Genomic DNA, 26,400 nt, shown 5'->3' on the forward strand with positions numbered 1-26,400 from the left:
CAAGTCAAAGGAGAATACATGCGATGAAACGCGAAATGCAGGCCGATATCGTGATTCTCGGGGGCGGGACCGGTGGAACTGCGGCGGCCCTGGCTGCCGCGGCTTCGGGCAAAACCGTCATCATGACGGAAGAGACCCTCTGGATCGGCGGACAGTTGACCAGCCAGGCCGTTCCGCCCGACGAGCACCCGTGGATCGAGTATTTTGGTTGTACGAGAACGTACCGGAACTTCCGCGAAGGCGTCCGCCAATATTATCGGGAGCATTTTCCGATGACGTCGGCGGCAAGGAACCTGCCCGAGCTCAATCCTGGCGGCGGCATCGTCAGCCGGATCAGTCACGATCCGCGTGTCGGCTTAGCCGTGCTGCAGCAAATGCTAGCTCCGTACATTCATAGCGGAAGGTTAACCCTACTGCACAATTACCGAGTACGACATGCCGAGACCACCGGGGACGTGGTGAACAGCGTTACGGTACGTCATCTCGGCACCCGGGATGAGCTCGTGCTTCAGGCTCCGTTTTTTATCGATGCCACCGAGCTTGGCGATTTGCTACCGCTGGCTGGCATCGAATACGTGACCGGCGCGGAATCCAAAGCGCAGACCGGGGAACCTCATGCCGTCGACGGCGAACCGGAGCCACAGAACATTCAGGGCTTTACTTATTGCTTCGCTGTGGATTACGCGGAGGGAGAAGAACATCTCATCGACAAGCCCAAGATGTACGATTTCTGGCGGCAATATCGAGCGGATTTCTGGCCGGATCAACTGTTAAGCTTAACCGGCGTGAGGCCCTCCACGAACAAGCCGGTCGAGTATGAAATTTTCCCGGGTCACGGAGGCAAATTTCCGCTGTTTCAATACCGGCAAATCCTTGACCCCACTCATTTTGACAACCGCTTCGGTTTTCGTCCGCTTTCTCTGGTCAACTGGCCGCAGAATGACTATTGGCTGGGCTCCATCATCGACGTCCCGGAAGAGGAAGCCGCGCGCCATTTGCACCAGGCCAAACAGTTGAGCCTGTCGCTATTGTATTGGCTGCAGACCGAAGCTCCCCGGCCGGACGGCGGGCAAGGTTACCCGGGTTTACGCCTGCGCCGCGACGTCGTCGGAACGGAGGACGGACTCGCCATGGCTCCCTATATCCGCGAGTCGAGACGAATTCAAGCGGAGTTTACGGTGCTGGAACAGCATGTTGCTACAGCTTCCCGTCCGGACGGTGTAGCCGAAGCGTTCCCGGATACCGTCGGAGTCGGCTGTTACCGCATCGATTTGCATCCGAGTACAGGCAACCGGCCGTATATCGACATTTCCTCCCTGCCCTTTCAAATCCCGCTGGGCAGCTTGATCCCCAAACGGGTCAAAAACGTGCTAGCGGCAGGCAAAAATATCGGAGTCACCCATATCACGAACGGCTGCTATCGGCTTCATCCTGTAGAATGGAACATCGGCGAAGCGGCAGGAACTTGCGCCAGCTTCTGTTTGGACCGCAACCTCTTTCCTACAGATGTTCGCAATCATGAAGAGACTTTATCCGATTTTCAGCAGCGCCTCCTCGATCAAGGGGTTGAATTGCAGTGGCCAAAGCTGCGTCCGGTCTAATCCGAAAAAAGATCATGCCAGCCTGCGGATGACTTCATCCACAGGCTGGCATTTTACTTTCTAGCTCGTTTACGGATTGATTAGCCCCGCCATCCGCAGCATTCGGGCGAGAACCGTCGCCGCCTCCGCACGGGTTGAGGAGGCTTCGGGAGCAAATACGCCGTTCTTGCGCCCCTTCATCAAGCCCGAACCCACCGCGGTTGCAACGGCTTCTTCGGCCCACGCTCCAATTTGGCTGCGATCCTCGAAACCGGACAGCATGGAATTCGGATTTCCAGGAGTAACCTCTGCACCCGCCAGCTTCAAGGCTCGAACCAGCAGCACGCTCATCTGTTCCCGGGTAATTTGCACATTCGGACGGAACTCCCCGCCTGTAAAGCCCTCAATCAACCCGTGTTCCACCGCCGCCGACACGGCATCTGCATACCACGCACTGGTGTTCACATCCGTAAAGTCTGATCGCGGACCCTGTCCCTGCCCCGTTAATCCGAGGGCACGGACGAGCATGGCGGTAAATTGAGCTCTCGTGATGGGATCATTTGGACTGAAATCGGTGTTAGAGGTGCCCTGGATGACCGTTTTGGAAGCTAACATCGCAACCTCGTCCGCTGCCCAGTGCGCGTTCATGTCCGTAAAGGTCTTCCGGTGCGAGATCGCCGCATACGTGCCGCTTTCCTTCAACCGGAAGGTGATCCGGGACTTACCACCCTCTTCATTGAAGACTGCAGGTACGAACGCATAACGGTTCAATGAAGGTTCCAGAAGCAGAACGGTCGTTGTATCGGCATCAACGGTTCCTACCAGCGATGTTGTCGTCAGCTTGGCATCCGTTCCCTTAAAGACCGGCAAGGAAGTCAAAGCGTTCCCCTGCCCCCAGAAGAAGGCGACCTCCAGCTTAGGCCCGAGCAGGCTAGCCTGCTGCGGCAACAAACCGTTTAGCCGAGTCTCTTGCTCTTTCTCGGGAATCCCCATGCGAATGAGCAAGCGATCCGCCGTCCCTCGTAAGTTCAAGGAATCGCTTAACGCCTTAACAGGCAATTCCAGCCTTCCTAACGAAGACTCCAGAAGGATGACGCCTTCCGGTAACTCCTTCACCACCGTCTCCACTCCGTCAATGGGCAGGTGCAAGGCGATGACATCTGCGGTTTCATCGAAGCTGTATTGCAACTGCTGCGATGGGATCGGCTTCTCGCGAAGGCTCTTCACCTCTTCGAGCATCCGCGTCAGATCCGCTTTGACGTCAACGAGGTGTTGCCCGTTCTCCGTTGTTTTCTTCTGGATGCTCAACCGTTCCGGCTTCGCGGGCCTGGTGGACATGGACGGCGAACCGCTGCTGCTGCCGCCGGATGAACCGGGTTGGCCGGGATTCGAGCCGCCGTCTCCGGTGGAGGTACGAATGATTTGCACTGAATCGCTATTGGTCTTCAGATCATCCACATACACCTCCACTTGTACGAAATTGATTCCCGTCGTTAAAGGTACGCTTACGGTAAAAGTACCAGTCTGTGATATGGAAGCCGCCTCTCCGTTCACCTTGACGGAAGGCGTCCCAGGTCCAAGCACTTCGATGGTTCCTTCCAGCAGATATCGGCTGTCCCTTGTTTCCCGCAGCTCGTCGTCCATCAGACCGCTTAATACGGCCGCTCGAACCTGATCGCCCACCTCGTAAGCATTCGCTACGAGCTGGCGGTTCGTTCTCGTTCCCGAAGGATCGATGGTCGAGATGACGAAGCCGCCGGACGGAATGACGCTATTGTTCTCTTCCGGCGCCCCCCAGCTCCAATTGATCGCCTGTTTCCGGTTTGCGACACGAGTGACGATTCCCGTATGGTCCACGACCACCTCTACGCCGAAATGATTCGTGCCGGTCGTCGTTCCGTAGGCATCCGTCATCACGTTAATGTTGCCCTCTACCCGGTTCACATTGTAGTAATGACCTTCCAGGAACGTGTCGGCACTGTCTGGCAAGCTCATGCCAAGCTGATAATCCTTCACCCATTCGCGGTCCTGGAGTGCCGCCTTGGCGATCGCCCAGTTGATCTGGGAAGCATCAAACAACATCAGCCCGTTGGTCGTTTTCAAGCCGGCCTGGAACACCTCACGCTGAACGGCAGGGAGCTGCACATTATTTAACGCAATTCCCGCATACAGCGGAATTTCTCCATTCGTGACGATGTTCCCGAGCGTAATATACTTCTGGATCTCCTGACTGGTCGTCTGATAAGCGCCGATCATCAGAAAATCCAAGTATTCGATATATCCAGTATCGTAATACTCCGGTGTATAGACGGACTCCATCGGAAAGCCCAGAGAAGGGTGGACGCGGAAATTCTTGCTCCCCCAGTTCACTCCGTTGAGATAATACGTCTCATACCAAGAACCCACATAGGAAGATACCTGAATGGTTCTTCCCGTTTGAGCTTCGTAGGAATCCACTAGCGATTTGACTTCGCCGAAGAAGCTCTGGATGATGCCCGAACGGAACTCCCACCAGTCCTGAATGAGCGGGCCATCCACTCTGGCGTTATTTTCGTAATAGAAAATATCATTCGGCCAATGGTTCAGCTGCTTGCCGCGCTGGAGCAAAAACTGCTCGAACTTGACCCTGGTCTCCTCGCTGAAATCCGCGCCTTCGTTGTCATACCGCCCGCGGTCGTGAACCACGCCGTCTACGTCATAATTTTTGATGATCTCCTCAAACGTCTTGAGCTGGTACTCGCGCACCTCATCGTTCGCTGGATTGACGAAGGCCACCAACCCCTGCTTCGCGCTTTCCCGCAGCCGTTTGATCTCGCCGTTGTTCTCCGCGTAGTGCACGCGCTCCTCCCAATCCAGGTGATCATTCAGTACGGCGAACTCGTTATAGGCAATCGATCCTTCGGCAAACACGTTGATGGCCGCATGAATCTCCAGCCCCAAAGCGTGGCCATGATCGATGAACTCCTGCAGCAAATCTAGGTTGGGGCTGGCTCCAGCCTTCTCGGGAGCTTGGATCTCGCTGACGTAAGGTCTGCCGGTCAAGTCGTTCTTCTTGTACGAGACATACCCTTCAACACCTTTCACATCAAAAGCGATGGAAGTAACCCCACTGTCCTTGGCCTTTTGAAGAAAAGCGCGCACCTGCTCGCCGGTTTGGAACTTTTTCGCATTCGAGGCCTGATCTACCCAAAGAATGACTTGTTTCTCCTCGGATAAATTGTCCCGGGCAAACACCGCAAGGTCTCGTCGATCCTGCTCGATTCCGTTCTTCAGCACTTTGATTTCGATATAATTGGTGCCTTTGGCTAAAGCGTAGGTATAACTGAACACACCACCCGGATCCAAAGGGATAGCACTCTCATTTACCAGCAGTTGGATCGCCGCCGGATTGTCGATGTTCTCGATCGTCCCCGAGATGACCGTGCTGTTCTCCGTCACCGTGTACATCCGCTGATTGTTCAGTTGAAGCCGAGGGATCAGACCGTTTCCGCTCATCAGATCCCGAACGGATACGACTTCCCCATTCTTGCGAAGCTTGATGACATCTCCAACCTTGAAATTTTCCGCCAGGAAACGCTTGATGTAATTGCCGGCATAACTGTTGTCCTGCGCCATCAATACGTAACCTTCCTCTGGGATGTCAAGAGCTGTGGGCCCGGACCATACCGGAGGCTGGCCATTGATGGAAGGATTGACCACCTGCAAGACCCGATTGTTGGCATCAACCTGGACCGCGACATTCGTCTGTGGAATCACGAGGGAGGCACCGTAATCTCTCGTAAATAAAGCTACGATATTCGGCACGCCCGTGACGTCTTTATCGACATCGTCGATCTTGATTCGCGGTCCATCGATGTCAATCGAGATGTCTTTCGGTGCCGCCTCGACTTCGATATAGTCCTGATTCTCCGAAGGTTCATACGTAATCGTCAGCGTGTTCGTTGCGATCTCCTCCCCAGTCTGGAGCAGCCTGATCGTAATCGCGTTTGCTCCAGAACTTAAGTACACATTCTCGCGAAAAACGCCTTCCGCCGATAGCTCGGCCGTGTCCCCGTTCACCGTAATGGCAAGATCCAGCTTCTCGTCATAATTCGCCACAAATCCAGCCACTTCGATGACAGGGATGTCCACGATGGTCTGGTCCTCCGTAATCATCATGAGCTCTGGAAGCTGTGGCTCCGGGTCAGGATCAGGTTCGGGTTCGGGGGCAGGTGGAGGCTCAGGCGTGGGTTCCGGTTCCGGATCTGGCGATGGGGGAAGAAAATCCGCCGCCGTCACTTCTACTCCCGCTCGCATCAGCTTCACGCGATCCCCGGTATGATATCGCCCGAAAAGCGTCTGCCGATAACTCGACTCCTCCCAAGTGCTGCTCCCTCCAGCCAGTACGATATACCCTCCATCCGGAATTAGGAGCATCTGCTCCTCATCCCAGGTTGTCGGGGGATCGTCTAGTGGGCCAACGACCTCCTGCACAAGACCCGCTGCATCCACAGCGACCGCAACATGCCGTTCCGGAACTCGAACTTCCAGGGTGGTATACACAGCGTCGGTTACAGTGGCTCCGCTTGTGTATAAGGCGAGATAATCGACCTTTTCCTCGAGCAAAGCTTCCGTCACATTCATATCCGTGAATTCAAGTGAGGTACTACCGTCCTCGGTGACAAACTGCACCGGTTCCCTTTCAACCTCTTCAACGCTCGATAGGTCCTCCATCCCGGCGGCCGAGGAGATCATCGGCGCGCCGGGCCAGAATAACGCCGCGATCAAAGAGAGACACATGAGCCCGGCCATCCGTCTCTGCAACTTACGCTTCATCCGAATCCCCCTTTCCATTCAAAGAGAGTCTTTACTTCGTTGACTGGAACCACTCGTTCGCCGCAGCAACCATGTCGGCTCCGCCTTCCGCTCTCCATTGCGCCAGGAATTGATCGTATTGCTCGTTTGGCTTCGCCCCTGAAATGAATTGCAGTACGTTATCATCCAACAACGTCGTCAGCTTGAGGAGATTTTTGGACACGGCTTCGATCGGTGGAGCCGTCGACATCGGATCCACGACGATCAAGCCTTCCGCGTTTTTCTGGAATGCTTCGAAATGAGCTTGAAGCACCGGATCCTTCCGTACGCGTGCCTGCCAATAGATCGGGTACTTCTCTTCGTCAACGCCGGTCATGAAGCTGCTGGCATTGTTTAACTGATCGTTAAAGATCGGGAGAATCGGATAATATTTGTCGTCCTTCACTTCATAATGAACGCCTTCCTGGCCGAGGGCGATGCCTTTGAAGGTCTCCGGCTCCAGCTTTGCGTTCAGAAAATCCATCGCCGCTTCTTTATTCTTGGAGGATTTCAGAATGCCGATATACCAGGTCGTGTTCGCCTTTGCGCCAACAACCGCTTTCCCATCCGGTCCCTTCAGATAAGGGATAATGGACGTTTTGGCTTCGGGGAAGTTTTTCTGGAGCGCAGCGATCGTTGATCCCGCGTTCCACCAGGCCAGCTTATACATGGCCGCATTGCCGCCGGAGAACTTCTCGATCGATTCCTGGGCGGTGTTCAGCGGGGTTTCCGTATCCAGCAGGCCTTCCTTATACAATTTGCTCATGTAGGCAATGTACTCTTTCATCTCCGGTTGCTCCGCCCGATGCACCAGCTTGCCGTCCACTTCCTTCCAATCCGTGTACACGCCAAAGGTCGTAGCGATGTCTCCGTAGATAGAATCCTTGCTCATCGTCAGCGGGATGACATTCTTCTTCTCTTTGATCGTTTTCAGCACGGTGTACAACTCGTCTCGATTCGTTGGGATGGACAGGCCTAACTCATCTAGCCAATCCTGCCGGACCACAAGCTCCTCGCCGATGCTCACGCCTGCCCCGGTCTCGGGAATGCCGTAGATCTTCCCGTCGATCGTTGCGCTGGCGAAAGACTCCGGCTTGATCGACTGTTTGATATAGTTGCCATGGGCCTCCAGTAGCTCATCCATCGGTTCGAGCGCTCCCGCCGAAGCCAGATTATAGAACTGGGCCGCATTCAACTTGGCGATATCATAATTCTCTTTACTGGACACCATTAAGTTCAGTTTCTCATCCGCATTCTCCGCAGGAAGCAATTCATAATCCACATGGAATCCGGTTCTTTCCTCAATGTATTTCGCCACATATTCGGTTTTCGGATCAAACAGCCCGTATTGCATGATCATCCGCAGGTCCGGTTTACCCGAATTACCCCCGCCATTTGCTCCTTCCGAGGTTGCATTGGTTGTATTGCCCGAAGGCTCAACCGCATTAGGTTCCGACGTTCCGCCTCCTCCGCCGCATCCGGATAACACCAACGCGAAACTTAGAATGGCGGTAAGTACCGCCGATGTTTTCATCTTGAAAATCATGAATAACCTCCTTAATAAGCATTTTGTTATTGGGGTAGCACTGCAAGTAGAGCGCGCGCATCACCTCCTTCAGGAGCTGTTCTCATTGAGCCGACCTGAGCCGACCGACTCAACCTTTAATCGAACCGACCAGCACGCCTTTGACGAAGTATTTTTGCAGGAATGGATACACGAGCAGAATCGGAATAGTTGCAAGAAGAATCGAAGAGGCTTGAATCGACTGAGGTGTTGTGTTAATCGCGGCATCGACGTTATCCTTGAGGAAATCGCCGCTGGATGACACGAGAAGCTCCTTCAAGTAAAGCTGCATCGGCTTGATGGCCGGGTCGCTAATGTAGATCATGGCAGAGAAATAATCGTTCCAGAACGCCACGGCAAAAAATAATCCAATGGTGGCTAGCACCGGCAACGATAAAGGGAGCATCACCGACGCCAGGATCCGGATATTCCCCGCGCCATCCAGCTTGGCTGATTCCTCCAGCTCCTCTGGAAGGCCTTCGAAGTAATTTTTGATAATCAGCATGTTGTACACGTTCACCATCGCAGGGAGGAAGAGGACCGGAAAGGAATTAACCAGATTCAGGTTCTGCATCAGAAGGTAAGTGGGAATTAACCCGCCGCTGAACAACATGGTAAATACGAAGATCAACAGAAGTCCCTTCCTGCCGCGCAGCCGAACCTTTGACAACGGATAAGCCGTCAGTGTCGTCAGGAACAGACTACAAACTGTCCCAACCACGGTGAGGGCGATGGAGACTTTGAGCGAATTCAGGAACATGGAGTCTTGGAGCACATATTGATAAGTCTCGAGTTGAAGGCCAACCGGAAGCAAACCCACCCTTCCTGAGATCACGGCGCTCTCGCTGCTTAAGGACTTGGCGAGCAAATTGACGAAAGGCAGCAGCGTCGTCAGCCCCAACAAGATAAAGAAGATGTAATTGAGAACCGTAAAGCATTTCTCGGAGAACGAGGTTCTCATCGTCCCCCGTGGCGCTGGTAATCCTTCCAAAGCCTGTTTCGGTTCCATGCCTTCCCTTCCCCCTTCCTTACCAAATCCCGCGCTGCAAATATTTGCGGCTGGCTGCGTTCCCGGCAATCACCAGCGTAAAGGAGATGACCGCCTCAAAGAGCCCTACCGCCGTTGAGAAACTGTAATCCTGACTGCCAAGCCCTCTGCGGTACACATACGTGCCGATGACATCGGAAACCTGATAGACCACAGGATTGTACATTACCAGAATTTGTTCGGTTCCGGCTTCCAGTACGCTGCCGAGCCGCAAAATAAACATCAGGACGATAATCGGCGCGATCCCCGGCAAAGTAATATGCCAGAGCTGCTTCCATCGGCCGGCTCCATCCATTTTCGCCGCTTCATAGAGCATCGGATCAATCGTGGTGAACGCAGCCAGGTAGACAATGGTGCTCCAGCCGGTCTCCTTCCAACCCGCCGAAGTGATCAGCACGCTTCGAAATACGCTATTATCGAGAAAGAAAGCAATCGGCTCCATCCCCATCGAGGCCAGTGCCTTATTGACCATCCCACCGTTCGTCGACAAGAGATCCATAAATAATCCGCCAACGATGACCCATGACAGGAAATGCGGGAGATAAATTACCGTTTGCACCGTCCGCTTAAAGATCATGTTTCGCATCTCATTTAACATGAGAGCAATGACGATGGGTAAAGGAAACAGAATTACAATTTTAAGAAAACTAATAATGACCGTATTTTTGAACACTTGGGCAAAGTCCGGCGACGTAAACAGCTTCTCGAAATGCTTCCAGCCGACCCAAGGGCTGTCCGCAAACCCGCTGAAAATGTTGAAATCCTTGAAGGCAATACTTATTCCGTACATCGGCGTATACTTGAACAGCAAAACAAACAATATCCCCGGCACGAGCAGCAAATAGAGATCCCATTCCTTCCAAATGTCGCGCCCCAGCCGGCCCCAATAGCCGCGTTTGGGCTTGATCGTCCTGGCCGATTCGGGCCCGGGCCCGATATTCAATTGCATCCGCTTGCCCCCTTCCCCTGTATTCGTCCACTTGTGATAACATTGTAAATTTGGAACGGGTGGGCTGAGTAGGCGAGAGCAATTACTATTTGTGGTAATATGATGGTTTATCAACCTAATGAAGGGGTAAAAAAAGAAGCCTTGCGGCTTCTATTGATGTGGAGTTATGATCCGATCAAGCGACATGGGGAGTACGATGAAGGTTAAGCATGAATGTGCCCTGTAGGCTCCGAGCTCAAATCTCGTTAACGCTTGCCCTGATGCTTATTTCGAGAAAATAGAGAGATTTCCCATTCTAACGCTTGCCAGAGAGCTTATACGTGGGAAAACAGCTCCTTTTCCGCAGAAAACCGACAAATAAGCTTTCTAATCAGCGTTAGATTGACAACCACGCCATAAAGACCCAAATAGCGTTGCTCACAAGCGTTAAAGTTCGCTAACCCTTACACTCCCCAGGATTTACCCCCCAATACTTGCGGAAAACCTTGGTAAAGTAACTCACATCCCGGTAACCCACCGAACGAGCAGCGTCGTACACTTTATGTCCTTCCTGCAGCAGTGATTTAGCCCGCTCCATTTTGCGTTCGAGCACGTAATCCGAGAAGGCGACCCCCATCTCCTGCTTGAACAACCGGCTTAAGTAAGAGGAATTGATATACATGCGGTCTGCCACCGTGTGCAGGTTTAATTCCTGATCCATTTCCTCATTCAACAACCGCAAAATCTCCTTCACCACCTGATGGCTGTTCGCTTTGCGTTGCTCCTTCACGTAGACCACAATCCGGTTAACGATTCTCGTCATATGCGCCCAGGTCTGCGTTTGAGTGCTCAGTAAGCTCATGTTCTGGATATACCTCGCATCATCACCAAGCACCTGTTTGATCGTCCAGCCCCGCTTTTGAATCATTCGGGTAAACAGACCATGCACAAAGAACACCGACTCATGAAACTCGTCCGAAGTCTCCATCTTGGTAACCTGTTCATCCCATATCCCTTGCAGGGCTTCCATGGCTTTGGCCTCGTCCGCGGTCTCCATCGCAATCTCTAACTCCTTCTCCAGATTGGGTTGGATCGCGAAGGGCCGAGCGTACTCCCTAGCTGTTTCCCGATACGGGATGATAAGATCATGCCCGTACACGACCCGCTCCTGCAGGGCATGGCTAGCCTGCCGGTATAACGAAACCAGGTGCTCTAGTGGACCCGCCCCTGCGCTAATGCCAGCACTGGCAGTTCGATGCAGCACTTCTTTAATCCGGGAGAGCAGCTGAGACAAGTCCGCATTCATCCGTAGCATCGCCTCGCTCACCTCTGTCTCTGGCCCAACCACGAACACCATCATCAGATTCATGTCCGAGTCGGTCGCGATCCACCAGGTCGGAGGGGGTAACAGTTCTTTGGCCAGAATTTGCAACGTAAACTTCTGAATCTCCGCCTTCTCCCCCTCCTCTGGAGATGGGTCCAGTTCCATCACGGCAACCGCGATACGATCCTCTTGCCGCAGCGGGATTTGCAAATCCATGCATTTGCTCAGGATCTCCCCGCGTCCAACCTTGCCGCCGGCCCACTGAAGGAAGAACAGATTTTGCAAATGTGGCAGGTTGGACAACCACTGCTTCTCTAACGCCGCCTGGTGCCGCCATTGTTCTAACTCGTGCTGCAGCTGTCGCCGGGCTTCCAGCACGGCTTCCAAAATTTCTTCCTCGCCCGCGGGCTTCAGCAAATATCGTGAAACCCCATGCTTCAGCGCAGTTTGGGCAAATTCGAAATTGTCGTGTCCGCTCAAAATAATGATTTTCATCAACTTCGTGAGCAATCCACGCTCTTTAAGCTCGCGCAGCAGAGTCAGTCCGTCCATCCCCGGCATTTGTACGTCGATCAGCATCAGATCCGGCTTCTTCCGTTCCATGAGCTTCAACGCATCCAGTCCGTTTGCCGCCGTGCCGATCATATCGATTCCGTGTGACTCCCACAAGATATTATAGGCAAGCGCCTGGCGCAGCCGGGGCTCATCTTCCACAATCATCAGATTCATCCCGTTCCCCCTCCCATGGAATGGATAACAAAACAGCTGTTCCTTCTCCCCATACGCTCTGAACCGTCAACCTCGCTTCCGGTCCGTAATACAATTTCATTCTGCTCAGCACATTGCGCAGGCCAAACAAATCCTTCGCCTGCTCTTCTTCCTGCAAATAGGCGGAAACCATGCGGGGATCCATATGGTCCAGCTCCTGCTGGATATAATGGAGCCGCTCTTCCTCCATTCCCGGGCCGTTGTCCTCCACGCGGATAAACAACGTCCGCTCCTGTTCAACCCAACTGGAGATGACCAGACAACCGTCCGATTCTTTCCCCTCCATGCCATGGATAATCGCATTCTCCACGATCGGCTGAAGCAGCAGCTTTAACAACGGAATCCGCTTGCTCCGCTCCGATATCCGATACTCCACACGGAAATTGTCCATGAAACGAAGCTGCTGGATACGCAAATAATAATTCAAGTGGACGATGCTCTCTTCGATTGTGAACACCTGCCGACCCTTGTTTAGGCTGAGCCGGAAGAAGCTGGAGAGGTTCATCACCATCTCGCTGATTTCCTCTGCATCGTAATTTTTGGCCATCCAGTAGATCGAATCCAGCGTGTTATACAAAAAATGCGGGTTGATCTGGGATTGCAGAAAGCGGAGCTCCGTCGTTTTCAGGCGCAACTGCTGCTCATAATGATCCTCGATCAGGTGTTTCTGCACCATGGCCATGCGATTAAAGGATTGGATCAAAAATCCAAACTCGTCCTTCCGATTCGTAGTGACATGGATCCCCAGTTCCCCGTTGCCGAGTCGTCTCATCCCCTTGGCCAATTTCAGTACGGGAGAAGCGATTCCGCTATACACGACCCAGGATACGGTGAAGGCAAGAATCAGGCTCAGCCCGATAATCGCAAAGGTAAACAGGCGCAATTGATCGGTCTCTTGATACAGCTCGCTTTTGGGCTGGACCATGGTCAGTCGCCAGGTCGAATAGGAGGAATCCATCGTGACGGTCATATCCTGATCCGGAAGATGGGGGGGCGATGGTTTGCCAACCTCAAGCAGCACTTCCCCCTGTTCATTTGATAATGCGATTCGGCTGTTTTCCGAAGGCAGCAAGGTTTTGATAATATTCAACAATTTATTCTTACTGAACGACACGACGAGCAGATTCGCTTGCCGATCGCTGTTGTACAAATCCATCGCCCGCAGAAGCGAGATGCTGTCGGTGTTCGTCAATTGCCCAAAAGTCACCCCGTCCGTAACCGCATAGTCCGACTTCACATAAGAGATGCCTGTCCCGTTATGGCGGGCGGTCTCCACGAACCATTCCTTCTGGGCGTCCCCTGCCAGTTGTTTGCCTCCGTAATGGGTGGAAATCAGCATCCCTGAGGCGGGATGATAGACGGAAATTTGTGAGATATATCGGTTAACCGAAACTGAGTTCGACAGTTGTTCCAAAATATAAGAGAAAGCCAGGATCGATTGCGGCGAGAAATCGCTGCCGTTCTCGTTCAGCAGTGCATTCATGGCGGGGTCTCCGGCGATCAGCGTCGAAATCTCCTCAACGTTCTGGAAGACCAGGTCCAAGTGGTTCATCGCCGAGGAAAGGGCCGTTTCGGTCCGATGCACCGCCTGGTTATAAAGGATATCCCGCGATCTCTCCACCGCAAACAGACTAATCAGGACCAACGGAAGCAAGATGAGTATAAAATATCCGGTCAGCCGGAATTGAATATGGTGCGAAAATCGGTTCATGATCCATCGAATCACGGTATTCCTCCTCCAAGACGTGTGGCCCCGCTATTACTTCCTGCTTTTGTACCAGCGATTGACTTCTTTCGTTATTTCACTCCCTCCATCCGCTTTCCATCGCTCGACATATTGATCGAACGCATCCAGGGGTTCGATCCCTAAAATAATTTTGACAAATACATCCTCCAATCGAGTCAGGTTCTTGCTGTATTTCCCCATCGCCGGCGTCGGAATCCCGTAAAATGCGTTAGACATAATATTGCGGTGAACGGTTTGGATATTGTTATATAGGTTAAAATCGCCAAGCGAGTCGAGGCGCTGCTTAAATAACGTTTCGTCGGGAACGTCCACCAAGGACTGATAAATCCCCCGGTACAGGCTCTCGTCATGCAAGGCGAAATCCGTAACGATCCGATCTCCTTCCCGCCGCCAAATTTCATTTTCAAAACCGAGCTTCAATGTCTTATAGTCACTCGCGATAAAATCCAGCAATTGAATCACTTCAACTGCATGCGGGGAATTCGCCGGGATCACGTTATAGCCGCGAATGAGATCAATGCCGTTTACGCCTTTGTCCCCTTTGGGTCCCGTAGGATATCCCAATGGAATCCAACGAGCGTCCGGGTCCCGTTTCATATTGGCAGCGATCGGTCCACGCGTATCGTACCAGGTTGCTGAGAATAACCCCACTTTCCCGTTCTCGACCTTCTCGAACAAGTTTGTCTGAAGGTTTAACGGAAACTCTCGTTCCAGCAGCCCTTCTTGGTACAACCGGGCTAGAAAGCCAAGCGCTTCTTTCGTTTCTGGCAGAATATTTCCGTAAACCAAATGACCGTCACGTTCAAACCAGGTGTCCAGTTGCGTACCGTAGGCGCCGAAGAACGGAGAGGAGCGTCCAAGCTCGGCCGTGAACGTCAAACCCACGGTGTCCTGCAAGCCATTGCCGTCCGGGTCATCCCGGGTGAAGGCTTGAATGACTTTGTAATAATCGTCCAGCGTTTCCGGAGGGTCTAGACCCAGCCGGTCCAGCCAATCTTTTCGCGCATACATCAACTCGATGCCGGTCACTTCGTTTAAGCTAGGCACGGCATAAATTTTGCCGCCGTATTTGACTCTATCCCATACTTCCGGAGGAATTTTCTCTTTCAGGTGAGGGCCGTACCGGTCGATCAGATCATCCAAGGGTAACAGTGCCCCCTGTTTGACATAATTGTCAAACCATACGGGCTCATAGGCATGCAGCATGTCGGGGAGGTTCCCGGAAGACATAATGACGTCCAGTTTTTCATCGTAGACCTCGGTTGGGGGCGTATTGACCTGAATGTCCAGGCCGGTCTGCTCTTCAATATAATTCAAATAACGGTTGTCGTTCTCATCCATGCCCTCGGGAAAAGTCATACCCAGATCGGAGATGACGATGCTGACCTGAGGACGAGAACGCTGATCGCCTCCAGTAGGCAGGTCCTCGGCTTGTCCGGGTAGGCTGCATCCCGTGAGCTCCGTGGCAATTCCCATGATCAACGTCAATAATAGCAGCAACCGCTCGTTCCTCCGGAGCAGAATAGATCGTATTCTCATTGTGTCCATGTCCCTCCTACTCCCCTCAATCTAGCTTGCATATCCGATCAGACCCGTTTATCCCTCTCCTATAAACCAAATTATACATAGCGACGCCTAGAGAATTTGTCGAACGTTGATAGCGGTCATCTAGAAAAAAAACTAAAACTAATAGGGAGACCCGGGTTTGAATAAAACAAGATCAGTCCCAACCCGGCCGTTGAAAATGAATCCAAGGCCGGATTGGGACTGATCTGATCCCGTCATCTTCCAAACTCATCCTTATATTCATCGACCGGGTCCCATTTGGACCAGGCTCCTTCAAGGAGGTTCCCCTCCGGATCACGGAAATAGAAATACTTTGCTTCCCCGTTTCCCAAGGTCATCAAGTCTTCTACTTCAACCCCTTTATTCCGTAACATCTCATGCGTGTATTCGATATTAGGACAGTTGATCGCCATGATCGGAAACGGATTTCCGTTGCGCAGGATTTCTAGTCGATTGGGACTTTCCGTCTCAATCAGCAATAACGCAATCGAATGTTGATGCGGGTGATGTAACACGGCTAGATTAGATCCGCGGTCTTCGAATTTGTTTATCAATGTAAACTCTAGATTGTCCGTATACCACTGAATGGACGCGTCGATACGGGATGTCGGTACATACACATAACCAATCCGCGAAAATTTATAGGTTTTACTCATCCGGGGAATAACCCCCTGCCTATCAAATTGGCCGTTACCGGCTTCTTACCGATTTCTCGTGACCATACGGATAATTGGCCGATATGGTGGATCTCGTGGGCGATCACGTGCCGCAAGACTTCACCGTAAGTATGGGCTTCCCGCTCTCCCTCATCTGTGATATCGATCATCACGCGATCTTCCAAACTATCTTTCCAATCATAAATAAATGGTGCAAGCTCCCCGTGACAGCGGTCGGAAAAAGCCTTGACCTCAGCTAAGCTGGCCACTTCCTCGAAAGGAGGGAGATTGACCGTTCTCTCTTGGATGCCACCAACGATCCACCCATATTCGACGGCCACAATATGATACAACGTAGGAAGGATGCGTCCGAGTCCTCCGGTGCGTTTCTTCATCAATTCTTCCTCGCTTACCGTCTCGCACCAGTCAAACCAATCGCGGCGGACTTGCCAGTTATACTCGAATAATTTCAACATCCCTGATCCTCCTTCAAAATCTCTGAGTCACAACCGTGTTCCACATCCAAATAATTAGACGCAATAGGCAATTTTCCCTTCCGATGGAACAAATGGATTCGGAATAGACATGCCGTTTTTTTCGGACGATATACGGAAGTATTCACTTAATCCTAAAGCGCTTACAATGGTGGAAAATGTTTCTCTATTTTAAAAAGGAAGTGAGGAGATTCAGATGTTTGTGTTCCTTGCTAAGCGAAAAGATAGGTTCTTCAAACAGCTCGCCGCCCTATGCATCGCTTCTCTTCTTCCGCTTCTCCCGCTTGGCCCCCTCCCAATGGTCTCAGCCGCTTCCCTCGTAACGATTGACACCCCTGCCCACGGTGATGAAGTGGAGGTAGGAATGCTTACCGTATCAGGCCAGTACACGGAGGCGTACAACGTCGTCCTGATCGTCAATGGCACGGAGCAACTGCCGACCCGGACGGACGGCGAAAACGGCGAAGCCTCGGGCGTTTGGAGTGCCGAGCTGGACACCAGCCGATATGACGGTGAGATCACCCTGCTTGCCAAAGGAACGCAAAGCACGACCCGATACGGTGTATCGAGTCAACCGATTACGATCCGTGTGGATAACCCCCAGGTGACGAAACCCGCCGTTTCCATTACGAATCCGCTGGATGGGGCGCAGCTTAGAGGGAAAACCACCTCGATTCACATTTCCGTAAACTCCAGGAGTCGCATTCAGTCAGTGGAAGTTCGAATCAACGGTGGGGCCTGGCAGAAGGCCGTTAAGTCCGGAAAGCTTTACAAATATACCCGGAATACCAAAGACCTTGGCGATAAGACCTCCAGTCTGGAAGCCAGAGCGATCGATGAATTTGGGAATATCGGCCGCAGTATGACCGTATATGCTTCCACGGGAGGAGGAACCCACGAACCCGTGACGGTTGAGAGGCAGGACCGTGCCATGTGGATATGGGAAAAAGCTGCCTACAATCTGTTCCTGAACCCCGGATCCAAATCCGCTCTAAAAGCTTTTGCCGAGGACACGACCACCTTTGATTCGGATCCAATCACAACCTTCTACATCGGCGTGTTCCCTTACGGCGGAGTCGATATTCTCGAAGAGTATCCCGACAAGGTACGCGATTTTGTGAGCTGGGCGCATGACAACGGCTACCAGGTTCAGGCCTGCATTGCCGGTGGGACAACGCCGCCCTATATGGGAGCGCTAGCCCCTTATCATGAGTATGCCGTCCGGGAAATCGAGAAGGTCATCAACTATAATATCGCGGCGACTCCAGCCGAACGATTCGATGGCGTGAACGTGGATATCGAACCGTATATCCTGCCGGAGTTTAACGCGGAGAAGCCTACGGTTCAACTGCAATACCTCGATGTGCTGCAGAAAATGATCGATCGCCGGAACGCCGCCGGCATTGACTTGCCCTTCGGACCGGCCATTCCGCGCTGGTTCGACAGCAGCGAAGGCGCCAAAGAGATTACGTGGAACGGGGAAACCAAATGGCTCTCCGAGCATGTTCAAGATCTCAGCGATTACATCTCAATCATGGATTATCGCGACGTGGCGGATGGGGGCGTCGGCATTATCGCCCAAGCGCAAGGCGAACTGAGCTACGCCAATGTGATCGGAAAGCCGAATTCCGTCGTGATCGGCGTTGAAACGCTGGATATCGCAAGCAGCGGCGATCCGGAAACGATCACGTTCCGTGAAGAAGGGCGCACGTATATGGAAGCTGAGCTGGATAAAGTGTATGCGGCGTTCCAATCCGATCCGGCCTTCGCCGGCATCGCCATGCATCATTACGACTCGATCCGCTGGCTGCCCTCCACCTGGGGACCGGACGGCCATCTCTGGCGCGTCGATCCCGCTGATACGGAGCCGCCTTCCGCCTTGCCGGATCCGCCGCTGGCCTCGGCAGCCGGTTTTCAGTCGGTGCAGCTAAGCTACGGGCGAGCCACGGACAATTCCGACATCGAGCATTATCTGATCTATCGCGGTACGGAACCCGATTTTTCGCCGGATGACGCTCATTTAGCCGGGACCTCCAGAAATTTGACGTATATGGACACGGGATTACTCTCGAATACGACCTATTACTATAAGGTCGCAGCCATGGACATCAGCGGCAATATCGGGCCGGCGACCTCTCCGGAGGCATCCGCGACGACGGCGACCTCCTCCACGTACCTGAAACCGATGATCGTCGGAAATATGGAGATTACCTTCAACGGGACACGCGCCGAAGTCCGCTTGGAAATCATCGATCTTGAAACCGGCCAAGGCGTGCCCGCCGCTGTGTATGGGCGATTTACCCAGAGCGGAGGGCGTTACATCGAAATGTCCACCGATGCGAATGGGTACACCAGCGGTTCGTCCGAGGCGTTAACCTCCCCTTCCGGCGAAGTTGGCTTCTTGCCCCAGCGGATCGTGGCTACCGGATACTATTGGGCGTCGGCCTATGACCTGAACCGGAACATCACCGCCATCTGGCCGCAGCGTTAATCCCTGGCGCGGGCTAATACAACCGATACCGTTCAATGGCCCGGCGAAGAGAAGCGATCTCCTGCCGGGTCATTCTGTAGTGGGCGAGATCATTCGCGGCTTCCTCCGGAATCACGCCGGACAGCGCAAGGCACCCAAGCATACGCAATATATATTGATCCATCGGGCGGATAAATGTACTCTCGGCATAGCCGTCCACCCGGGCGGATAACGCCATGAACATTGCGTAGTCTCCATCGGCATACGCCTGCATCAGGTCATGCTGAATGTTCGGGAACGCGGCGCCTAGTCCAACCAAGGCGCCGCGAGCCCCGCGCATCAGCGAATATCCGAACATCCGGTCCTCTCCGGTAATGAGCAGCTGCTCCGGGAATTCTTCGGACATGAGCGTGGACACGTCCTGCAGCGTCATCACGCTGTCGAGCGTCGCCATTTTGATCCCTACTGACATCTCAAGGGACAACAAGGCTCTTAGCACTTCAGTGGAGTAGGCGATTCCCCCGGCCTCGGCATATAAATAAAACAAAATGAGAGGTTTCCCCAATTGCCCTAACGCTTGATGATAGTCCACAATGGCTTGATTCCGTTCCGTTTCCGGGAGCTCATGGAGAATCACAGGCGGAAATACGAGCAGAGCGTCCGCTCCCCCCTGAACCGCATCGGCAGCCATGGACAAGCTGTCCTGCTTCCATCGATCTATCTTGGCCGCACCCAGCAAACGGAAGTCCGGGATCGCTCCAACGCCCGCTACCAACAGCTTGGATTCTCCAAGCGCCGCTCTCCACGTCTCTAGAACCGAAATTCGCTCCGAACGGTCCATATGTAATCCCCGTCCTGTATGTGCCCAAACGGCCGCCCCGGCGATGGATTGTGACGCAAGATACCGAGCATAAGCTTCCTGCGCTTGCTCATGGATCTGGCCCGTAAGGTCGCGTGGGACCGGAACGGCCGGGACGAGTCCCCATGCCAAGGCTTGTCTCACCTCGGTAATAATCATTCGTGATCCCCCTTTACGAAAATATCGCGTCCCCGCTCCCGATACCAAGTGGTCACCTCGCGGAACGAAGCGATCCCCTCCCGATGTCCGATTTCCCCAGTTTCCCTTAAGTGAAGCATCCAGGTGACCAATCCGTTCTCCGGATGAAAATACAACTCATGCAAAGCCCGCTCCGTTTTGCTGCCAATGGTCATGCCATACGCGCTGGAGGGCAGCTGAAACAAGGTGTGCATCTGCAAGCTTTCGGCGCCGCGCAATGCGTATTCCAGCGCCATCTTACCGGAGTGCACATCTCCTGTCCCCGAAATGCCGGGAACAGGCACCGTCAGCTCTCCCTCAAGCTCCAATCGGCGCAGCCTGGAGAGCAGCCGCAGATTACGGCGACTCAGGTCCGGCCCGCCATAGGCGGCCCCGCGCTTCTCGCCATCTTGACTCGTCCGTTCATAAAGCCGATTCGCGTAGACGAGATAATCCGGCCGAACCTCACCTTCTTCGATCAACGTTCTAATCGTCCGCAATTGAAAGTCATCATCAAACACCGTATTCATCAGTTTAATTCCCAGTTGAAGCTCGTCCGGCGGCAAGGCCGATTGGATCAACTTGGGCACCTCTCGATACCATCGCAGGATGGCCTCCTGCTGCTTCGCTCGATCCGATCCGGCCAGGGTCGGGCTAAAGTCTTTTTCCATTTGCAGAGGACCGCTTCCCGTGAATTGCCTCCAAACCTGAGCTAAACTTTGTGTTGTATGCCTATATTCGTCCAGCGCAAAATCGTCGTCCCCCGCCGGCAAGTGATATTTGCAGGAAGGCACGACGACGGTCCCCCATTCGGACCCATGGCGCAGTGAGGCTGCGAATAAGCCCAGGTATTCCGCAAACGAACCATGCCACCCCCGTCCATGCCAAGTAACGTTCCACCCCCTGTCGCCTGTTTCCTTCCCGGTGATAGGCTCCACCTTCATCCGCGTATCCTTGACGGCCCAAGCCTCCATCCCGCGATGGCCTTGTCCGTTTTCCGCGATCACGGTTTTTAGGACGACAAATCCCAGGCCGGCCTGCGCATCCGTACGGACTTGAGCTTCATTCAGCGACAGCTGGCCCGCGGCTTTGCCAAACGGGTTCTTGATCGGAGTAAGTCCGTACCTGGAAGCGACGTCGATGCCATACGCCTCCATCAAATAAATCTCAAGCCGCTTCGGAAGACCCGTATGTCGGAACCGTTCGTAGTCGCGGCGAATCCGGACCCCATCCGTATGGCGGTGGCTGGGAACGGCGGGCAGTATCAGGCGGTTCATTGGCTTCATCCCCTTTTGAATAACGCTATATCCTGATTTGTATGCCGAATCTGCCCCCGTTTTGTCCTCCGAAACGCCTATTTTTCCCCGATCAAAAGAAACCGTCGATGTGCAGTGCGTAAATTTGTCGGGGTCGACCGCGGCCCACCGGCTGCTCCTCCCCCACGATGGTGGCTAATTCGTATTTCTCCAACGCGGCCATGATTCGCCGAGCGCTGCGCAGGGTGATCCCGAATCCTTCCGCTAGCTGCGCTGCGGTTAAGGCCCTGGTGTCCAGCCTGCGACATAGAGAGATCAACCTGTTCAGCGTTCCGACGCTGAGGCCGGCTTTTTTGGCCATGGAGATCAGCTCCGGGTCTTCGCTGCGTGCCGAATATTTCAAAGTCAGCTCTGATCCCATCGGCCCGTAAACCTGCCCGTCCTGCATCATGAGAAAACAGTTGCCGCCCCCGCCCGCTTTGGCTTTTAGCAACGCTTCCCGCGCTTTTCCTTCCGCCTCGTTCGCCGTTCGACCGAGGCCGATTCCGATACTCGCCTTCCACTGCAGCCGCTCCATCACCTCCAGCAGCAGCGGGGCTTGCTCGAATTTGCGAGTCGCCTGTTCAATGATCCCCCGCGTGGTGATGAAGGAGACCTCGCCCGAATCCGTCCAGTTGATCAAAGACTGCGTCTCCTCCCCGAAATCGATCAGGATTTGCTGAAGGATGATTTTTTTGCGCTGAACCTCGTAGTCGGAAGCCGCCTCCTTCACAACCCGTTCGAAATGATCGATATTCAGAATGCCGATCGCCATTTGCGTGCTGGATAAACGAAGGCTCTTCCCCTCGAGGAGCGCACGGTTCAGCACGTCCCGAATGGACGATTGCGTAGGCACGACGCGAAAAGCGGGAACGCCCAGCTCAACGAGCTGCTGATACACCGAAGTGACACAAGTGACGGTGGCCGCGACGAGCCCCTGGCTCCACAACTCGTAGTGAAAGGCGACCAGATCTTCGTGGCGCGTACCGGCGCTGTACGGTTTGACGTAAATTTGCCGGCGCACCAGGCCAAGCTCGTCTAACTGCTCCTCCAGTTCATGCCGCAGGAGCACGTCCACGCTGATACGGATTTCCCCATCCATCTCTAGCAGCTGGGTGCGGTAGAAATCAAACAACACCTTATACAACGTAGTCCCGGAATATTGTACATGCACCATCGGTAGGCCGGGCTCGCTATCGAGTGCGAGCTGATAGGGAATCGGACCCGTAAACAACAGGATGTCCGCCTGCTCCCGAACGCGGGCCACGACTTCGAGCGTATCCTGCTCATGTGGATAGGGGGCCGGGATCATATGGAGCTCCTGAAACACGCTGCCGACTTCCACCACCTTATCGACCAAGTCGCTTGGACCGATTACCGCCACATTGAGGTTCAAGGACGATCGTCACCTCCACCGGACAATTCCTGGGTCACTTCGATGAGGGAAAGTTGCGTTAACTCCAGGACCCGATCGCCGAAATATTCAAACGAGAGAAATCCGTCATACTCCAGCTCCGCCAGATTTCGCAGGATTGCGCGATGGTCACTGTCCCCTTGCAGCACGGGAACGGGAACGCTTTGGGCCCAGTCCTGGTGGTTCCATTGATAGTTCTTGAAATGAACGTGGGGTATCCGGCGATAGAACCGATCTAGGGCAGGCAAGGGATCTTGGTGATCAACGAAAAAATTAAACCCGTCGAAGATCAATTCCAACTCCGGGCCAACTCGATTCAGCAGCTCAGCAATGTCGTCTGTGGTATCGGCCAACGTATTGTTATGCATTTCGATGACCAGTCGAACTCCATCCTGCTCACAAGCTGCGGATGCAGCCGATAGACCGGATACTACGCTATCCCATAAAGAGGGGGGCGCCTCACGGGACGATAGATGCCCTGCGAATGTACGTATCCTCGGGCAACCCAGTTCCTTAGCCCAACGGGCTGCCCTCTGGACCTGCTGGAGTTCGGCTGCTTCGTTTTGGGAAAAGGAGGTGTACGTACTGATTGCCGGGACACTGAGACGTTGTTCGGATAATAACCGTCGAAGGTCGTGAGTCGTGCCGCCGCCATCTAAATACTCCGTGATGTGGCCGTCCCATAGCTCAACCCCATCAAGCTGTAACCGGTTAGCTGCCTCCAGCACTTCCTTGAGGATCATCCCTTTGAGTCCGGTGGAGCAGATACTGAATTTCATCGCGAGGGTTTTCGGCTCAGTCGACAACCTGTTCCACCCCCGTAGCCTGTGAACGGTACACCGCCTCTAGTACGGCGATCACCGACTTGGCGTATTCGCCGGAGCATTCCGGCTCCGAGCGATGCTCGATGGCATCCAGCAGATCATATAGCTGCGAGGCAAACGGAGATTCGGCGCCTTGGGCATCATCACCTTCCACCGGTTCGTACTCCCCGCCGCTGCTGATCCATAGGCCTTGGCGGGATACCAGCCTGGCCATTCCGCCGGTAAAAATCAGCTCCGTTTCGTCCTTTGCCACGCCCGCATAGCCGGACTGGACGATCACCGCACCGATGCCGCCCTCCGTCTCCGCCAGTACGACGCCGCTGCCCTCCACATTGCCGATCGGCGCTTCATAACTCAACACCGCCTTGACCTTCGTCACCCGGCGACCGGTCAACCATTGGATCTTGTCGATCGAATGAGCGCCCAAATTCATCAGGATGCCGCCTCCGGCCTTCTCCTTCTCGAGGAACCAGCGCGGACGTTCTTCTTCGAAATAGGCTTTGTGCCGAGTGTCATGAATCGCCACTAGCTTGCCCAGCCTGCCGCTTTCGATCAAAGCCTTCGCTTGCCGGTTCGCCGGCAAATAATGCTGCGTATGCCCGACCATCAGCGCTACCCCGGCTTCCCTTACCGCGGCCAGAATCGCGTCGCAGGACGCCGAGCTGTTCGCCATCGGCTTCTCCAACAGCAGATGGCAGCCCTTCGCTGCGCAGAATACGGCGCATTCCTCGTGCAGATGATGCGGCAGCGCGATGATGGCGATGTCCGGCTTTTCCTGAACGATCATTTCCTGGTAGCTGGGATAATAGGCGAGGCCATATTGGGCCGCGACATCCCGCCCTCTAACGCCATCGGGATCCGCGACCGCCACCGCGGTCAACCGCTCCGGCCCCAGTTGCCGAATCGCGTCCAGGTGGTTACGCGAAATGCCGCCGGCCCCGATCATTACAACCCGATAACTCATGATCTTCCTCCTTTACCGCCTCTACTTAATGCCGGCGGAATTGCTGCCTTGGCACAATCCCACCGTCTCTACTTAATGCCGGCGGAATTGCTGCCTTGCACAAAGTATTTCTCCGCGAACAGGAACACGAGCAGGATCGGAATCAAGCTCATCAGCGCGGCGGCCACCATATACTGCTCATTGCCCGACCATTGTCCGGCCATGGACAAGATGCCGATCGGCAGCGTAAAGTTCTCCTTCGACGTTAGGAAGATGGCCGGAGACAAAATCTCGTTCCATTTCGTCATGAACGTGAACACCGCCAGCGTTGCGAAGGTCGGCTTGCACATCGGCATAAAGATCCGCCAATAGATTTGCATCGGATTACAGCCGTCTAACCGGGCTGATTCCTCATAATCTCGCGGGATGCCCAGAAAGGCTTGCCGCATGAGAAAAATGCCAAACGGCTGGGCCAACCATTCGATGATCCAAAGCGGAGTCAGCGTGTCGAGCAGATGCAACGACTTAAAGATTACGAACTGCGGAATGATCAGGACGACCGGCGGAATCATCATCGTGCCGAGAACGACGAGGAACAGCGTATTTTTGAACGGAAACTTCAGCCTGGCAAACGCGAAAGCGACCATGGAGCACGAGATCAGCGCACCGATGACCGACAGCACGGTGATGATGACGCTGTTCATCGTATACTGGCCAAACGCCCCAAGCTTCCAGACCTCAACGTAATTGCTCCACTGCACGGGAGAAGGAAACCACTCTGGAGGAACTTTGGTGTATTGAGCGTAGCTTTTCAAGGAATTAAACACCGTCGTAAGAAAAGGCAGCAGCATGATCAGCGAGCTGCAAATAATGACCGTATAACCGGCGATTTTTTTCTTTCTCATTCGTAATGCACCCACTTCTTCTGCAACGTCATTTGGACGACCGTCAGCAAGAACAGGATCACGAACAGCACCCAGGCGATCGCGGAGGCATACCCCATACGCAAGAACGAAAATCCCTCCTGATACAAGTAAATCATCAGCACAAGGCTTGCTTTGTTTGGCCCTCCTGCGGACGAAGCGTCCATCGCCCCGCCGGTCATGACGTAGATTTGCTCAAACGCCTGGAACGTCGATATCGTGCTCATGATCAGCACGAGGAACGTGGTGCCCGAGATCAGCGGCACGGTGATGCGGCGGAACTTCTGAAGCGTGCCCGCGCCGTCGATTTCGGCCGCTTCGTACACCTCGGACGGGACATTTTGCAGTCCAGCCAAATAAATCACCATAATGTACCCGATGCCCTTCCATACTGCAATCAGCACGAGCAACGGGATGACGAGATGCTCATCCTGCAGCCACTTCTGAGGATCCAGGCCTAACGCCTGCAAGAGCGAGTTGGCAAAGCCAAACCTCGGGTTAAACACCGCGTCCGACACGTACATGATGACCGTCCAGGAGGAGATGACCGGCAAGAAATGCGCGAGACGGAACATTTTCAGCGCCCGCAGCTTCTGGTTTAGCGCCACCGCGAGTACGAGGGCAAAGAAGGTCTGCAGCGGCACGAACAAGATCGTGAAATAAACGGTGTTCCCCAGCGCCTTCCAGAAGACCGGCTCGCTCAGCAGCTTGACGTAATTGTCCATACCGGTCCATTTAGGCGGGTTCAAGATATCATATTCAGAGAAGCTGAAATATAAGGAGGCCAAGAGCGACCCGAGTACAAATACGAGAAAATGAACGAGATAAGGGGTCACCATCAGGAGCCCCCATTTGCCATCGTGATGCAACCGACTTCGTTTTTTGCGGATCGGGGAAGACCCGGTATGAGCCAGGTCTCCTGTCCGTAGATCTGCCGTTTTCCCCACCATGTTCATCACGCTTTCTTATCGATTTGGTCATCCGCCT

Annotated in this window: 18 protein-coding genes; 2 read left to right on the top strand and 16 right to left on the bottom strand. The window is 53.8% G+C overall.

The window, feature by feature from the left end:
- The first annotated feature begins 23 nt into the window (after positions 1-23).
- Entirely contained in the window at positions 24-1,601 is a 1,578-nt protein-coding gene (locus tag IM700_RS06040; protein ID WP_193415104.1) for an FAD-dependent oxidoreductase, read from the top strand.
- Between the two features lie 69 nt (positions 1,602-1,670).
- Here the strand turns inward: IM700_RS06040 and IM700_RS06045 are convergent, their stop codons facing one another.
- The 9 genes from IM700_RS06045 to IM700_RS06085 all read right to left on the bottom strand — a co-directional run bounded on the left by IM700_RS06045 (position 1,671) and on the right by IM700_RS06085 (position 16,490).
- Positions 1,671-6,395 carry an S-layer homology domain-containing protein gene (locus tag IM700_RS06045; RefSeq protein ID WP_193415103.1) on the bottom strand — a complete coding sequence of 1,575 codons (4,725 nt, stop codon included), beginning with the start codon at positions 6,393-6,395 and terminating at the stop codon, positions 1,671-1,673.
- A gap of 31 nt (positions 6,396-6,426) precedes the next feature.
- Positions 6,427-7,959 carry an extracellular solute-binding protein gene (locus tag IM700_RS06050; protein WP_239483654.1) on the bottom strand — a complete coding sequence of 511 codons (1,533 nt, stop codon included), beginning with the start codon at positions 7,957-7,959 and terminating at the stop codon, positions 6,427-6,429.
- A 109-nt stretch (positions 7,960-8,068) separates the two neighbouring features.
- Positions 8,069-8,986: a carbohydrate ABC transporter permease gene (locus IM700_RS06055; protein ID WP_193415102.1), complete on the bottom strand. Its 918-nt coding sequence runs from the start codon at positions 8,984-8,986 to the stop codon at positions 8,069-8,071.
- A 19-nt stretch (positions 8,987-9,005) separates the two neighbouring features.
- Positions 9,006-9,974, bottom strand: coding sequence for an ABC transporter permease (locus IM700_RS06060; protein WP_193415101.1), 969 nt, complete (start codon positions 9,972-9,974; stop codon positions 9,006-9,008).
- A gap of 436 nt (positions 9,975-10,410) precedes the next feature.
- The gene (locus tag IM700_RS06065) at positions 10,411-12,006 is read right to left on the bottom strand and encodes a response regulator transcription factor (protein WP_193415100.1); all 1,596 of its coding nucleotides are present in this window, start codon (positions 12,004-12,006) and stop codon (positions 10,411-10,413) included.
- A complete protein-coding gene (locus IM700_RS06070; RefSeq protein WP_193415099.1) occupies positions 11,981-13,771 on the bottom strand; it encodes a histidine kinase in 1,791 nt (596 codons plus the stop codon). The genes IM700_RS06065 and IM700_RS06070 overlap by 26 nt, the downstream gene beginning before the upstream one ends.
- A 33-nt stretch (positions 13,772-13,804) precedes the next feature.
- A complete protein-coding gene (locus IM700_RS06075; protein WP_193415098.1) occupies positions 13,805-15,331 on the bottom strand; it encodes an extracellular solute-binding protein in 1,527 nt (508 codons plus the stop codon).
- A 242-nt stretch (positions 15,332-15,573) separates the two neighbouring features.
- The gene (locus IM700_RS06080; protein ID WP_193415097.1) at positions 15,574-16,014 is read right to left on the bottom strand and encodes a VOC family protein; all 441 of its coding nucleotides are present in this window, start codon (positions 16,012-16,014) and stop codon (positions 15,574-15,576) included.
- Entirely contained in the window at positions 16,011-16,490 is a 480-nt protein-coding gene (locus IM700_RS06085; RefSeq protein WP_155605172.1) for a DinB family protein, read from the bottom strand. Before IM700_RS06085 ends, IM700_RS06080 begins: the two co-directional genes overlap by 4 nt.
- A 382-nt stretch (positions 16,491-16,872) precedes the next feature.
- On the opposite strand from IM700_RS06085, the gene IM700_RS06090 reads away from it, so the two are divergent.
- Positions 16,873-18,999 carry an Ig-like domain-containing protein gene (locus tag IM700_RS06090; protein WP_239483655.1) on the top strand — a complete coding sequence of 709 codons (2,127 nt, stop codon included), beginning with the start codon at positions 16,873-16,875 and terminating at the stop codon, positions 18,997-18,999.
- 13 nt (positions 19,000-19,012) lie between these two features.
- Here the strand turns inward: IM700_RS06090 and IM700_RS06095 are convergent, their stop codons facing one another.
- The 7 genes from IM700_RS06095 to IM700_RS06125 form a co-directional block, all read right to left on the bottom strand.
- Positions 19,013-19,996, bottom strand: coding sequence for a dihydrodipicolinate synthase family protein (locus IM700_RS06095; RefSeq protein ID WP_193415095.1), 984 nt, complete (start codon positions 19,994-19,996; stop codon positions 19,013-19,015).
- The gene (locus IM700_RS06100; protein WP_193415094.1) at positions 19,993-21,291 is read right to left on the bottom strand and encodes a hypothetical protein; all 1,299 of its coding nucleotides are present in this window, start codon (positions 21,289-21,291) and stop codon (positions 19,993-19,995) included. The genes IM700_RS06095 and IM700_RS06100 overlap by 4 nt, the downstream gene beginning before the upstream one ends.
- Positions 21,292-21,382: 91 nt before the next feature.
- Entirely contained in the window at positions 21,383-22,705 is a 1,323-nt protein-coding gene (locus tag IM700_RS06105) for a helix-turn-helix domain-containing protein (protein WP_155605168.1), read from the bottom strand.
- The gene (locus IM700_RS06110) at positions 22,702-23,529 is read right to left on the bottom strand and encodes a sugar phosphate isomerase/epimerase family protein (RefSeq protein ID WP_193415093.1); all 828 of its coding nucleotides are present in this window, start codon (positions 23,527-23,529) and stop codon (positions 22,702-22,704) included. The genes IM700_RS06105 and IM700_RS06110 overlap by 4 nt, the downstream gene beginning before the upstream one ends.
- The gene (locus tag IM700_RS06115) at positions 23,519-24,511 is read right to left on the bottom strand and encodes a Gfo/Idh/MocA family protein (RefSeq protein WP_193415092.1); all 993 of its coding nucleotides are present in this window, start codon (positions 24,509-24,511) and stop codon (positions 23,519-23,521) included. The genes IM700_RS06110 and IM700_RS06115 overlap by 11 nt, the downstream gene beginning before the upstream one ends.
- A gap of 68 nt (positions 24,512-24,579) precedes the next feature.
- The gene (locus IM700_RS06120; protein WP_193415091.1) at positions 24,580-25,395 is read right to left on the bottom strand and encodes a carbohydrate ABC transporter permease; all 816 of its coding nucleotides are present in this window, start codon (positions 25,393-25,395) and stop codon (positions 24,580-24,582) included.
- Positions 25,392-26,363 carry a carbohydrate ABC transporter permease gene (locus IM700_RS06125; protein WP_155605164.1) on the bottom strand — a complete coding sequence of 324 codons (972 nt, stop codon included), beginning with the start codon at positions 26,361-26,363 and terminating at the stop codon, positions 25,392-25,394. Before IM700_RS06125 ends, IM700_RS06120 begins: the two co-directional genes overlap by 4 nt.
- Positions 26,364-26,400: the final 37 nt, after the last annotated feature.

The organism is Paenibacillus rhizolycopersici (assembly GCF_014947195.2).
Taxonomy (GTDB): domain Bacteria; phylum Bacillota; class Bacilli; order Paenibacillales; family Paenibacillaceae; genus Fontibacillus; species Fontibacillus rhizolycopersici.

What these genes read in the sequence shown, in the direction of transcription:
- IM700_RS06040 (WP_193415104.1), top strand. Translation starts at nt 24, where the DNA reads ATGAAACGCGAAATGCAGGCCGATATCGTGATTCTCGGGGGCGGGACC.
- IM700_RS06045 (WP_193415103.1), bottom strand. Translation starts at nt 6,395, where the DNA reads ATGAAGCGTAAGTTGCAGAGACGGATGGCCGGGCTCATGTGTCTCTCT.
- IM700_RS06050 (WP_239483654.1), bottom strand. Translation starts at nt 7,959, where the DNA reads ATGATTTTCAAGATGAAAACATCGGCGGTACTTACCGCCATTCTAAGT.
- IM700_RS06055 (WP_193415102.1), bottom strand. Translation starts at nt 8,986, where the DNA reads ATGGAACCGAAACAGGCTTTGGAAGGATTACCAGCGCCACGGGGGACG.
- IM700_RS06060 (WP_193415101.1), bottom strand. Translation starts at nt 9,974, where the DNA reads ATGCAATTGAATATCGGGCCCGGGCCCGAATCGGCCAGGACGATCAAG.
- IM700_RS06065 (WP_193415100.1), bottom strand. Translation starts at nt 12,006, where the DNA reads ATGAATCTGATGATTGTGGAAGATGAGCCCCGGCTGCGCCAGGCGCTT.
- IM700_RS06075 (WP_193415098.1), bottom strand. Translation starts at nt 15,331, where the DNA reads ATGAGAATACGATCTATTCTGCTCCGGAGGAACGAGCGGTTGCTGCTA.
- IM700_RS06080 (WP_193415097.1), bottom strand. Translation starts at nt 16,014, where the DNA reads ATGAGTAAAACCTATAAATTTTCGCGGATTGGTTATGTGTATGTACCG.
- IM700_RS06085 (WP_155605172.1), bottom strand. Translation starts at nt 16,490, where the DNA reads ATGTTGAAATTATTCGAGTATAACTGGCAAGTCCGCCGCGATTGGTTT.
- IM700_RS06090 (WP_239483655.1), top strand. Translation starts at nt 16,873, where the DNA reads ATGCTTACCGTATCAGGCCAGTACACGGAGGCGTACAACGTCGTCCTG.
- IM700_RS06095 (WP_193415095.1), bottom strand. Translation starts at nt 19,996, where the DNA reads ATGATTATTACCGAGGTGAGACAAGCCTTGGCATGGGGACTCGTCCCG.
- IM700_RS06100 (WP_193415094.1), bottom strand. Translation starts at nt 21,291, where the DNA reads ATGAACCGCCTGATACTGCCCGCCGTTCCCAGCCACCGCCATACGGAT.
- IM700_RS06115 (WP_193415092.1), bottom strand. Translation starts at nt 24,511, where the DNA reads ATGAGTTATCGGGTTGTAATGATCGGGGCCGGCGGCATTTCGCGTAAC.
- IM700_RS06120 (WP_193415091.1), bottom strand. Translation starts at nt 25,395, where the DNA reads ATGAGAAAGAAAAAAATCGCCGGTTATACGGTCATTATTTGCAGCTCG.
- IM700_RS06125 (WP_155605164.1), bottom strand. Translation starts at nt 26,363, where the DNA reads ATGGTGGGGAAAACGGCAGATCTACGGACAGGAGACCTGGCTCATACC.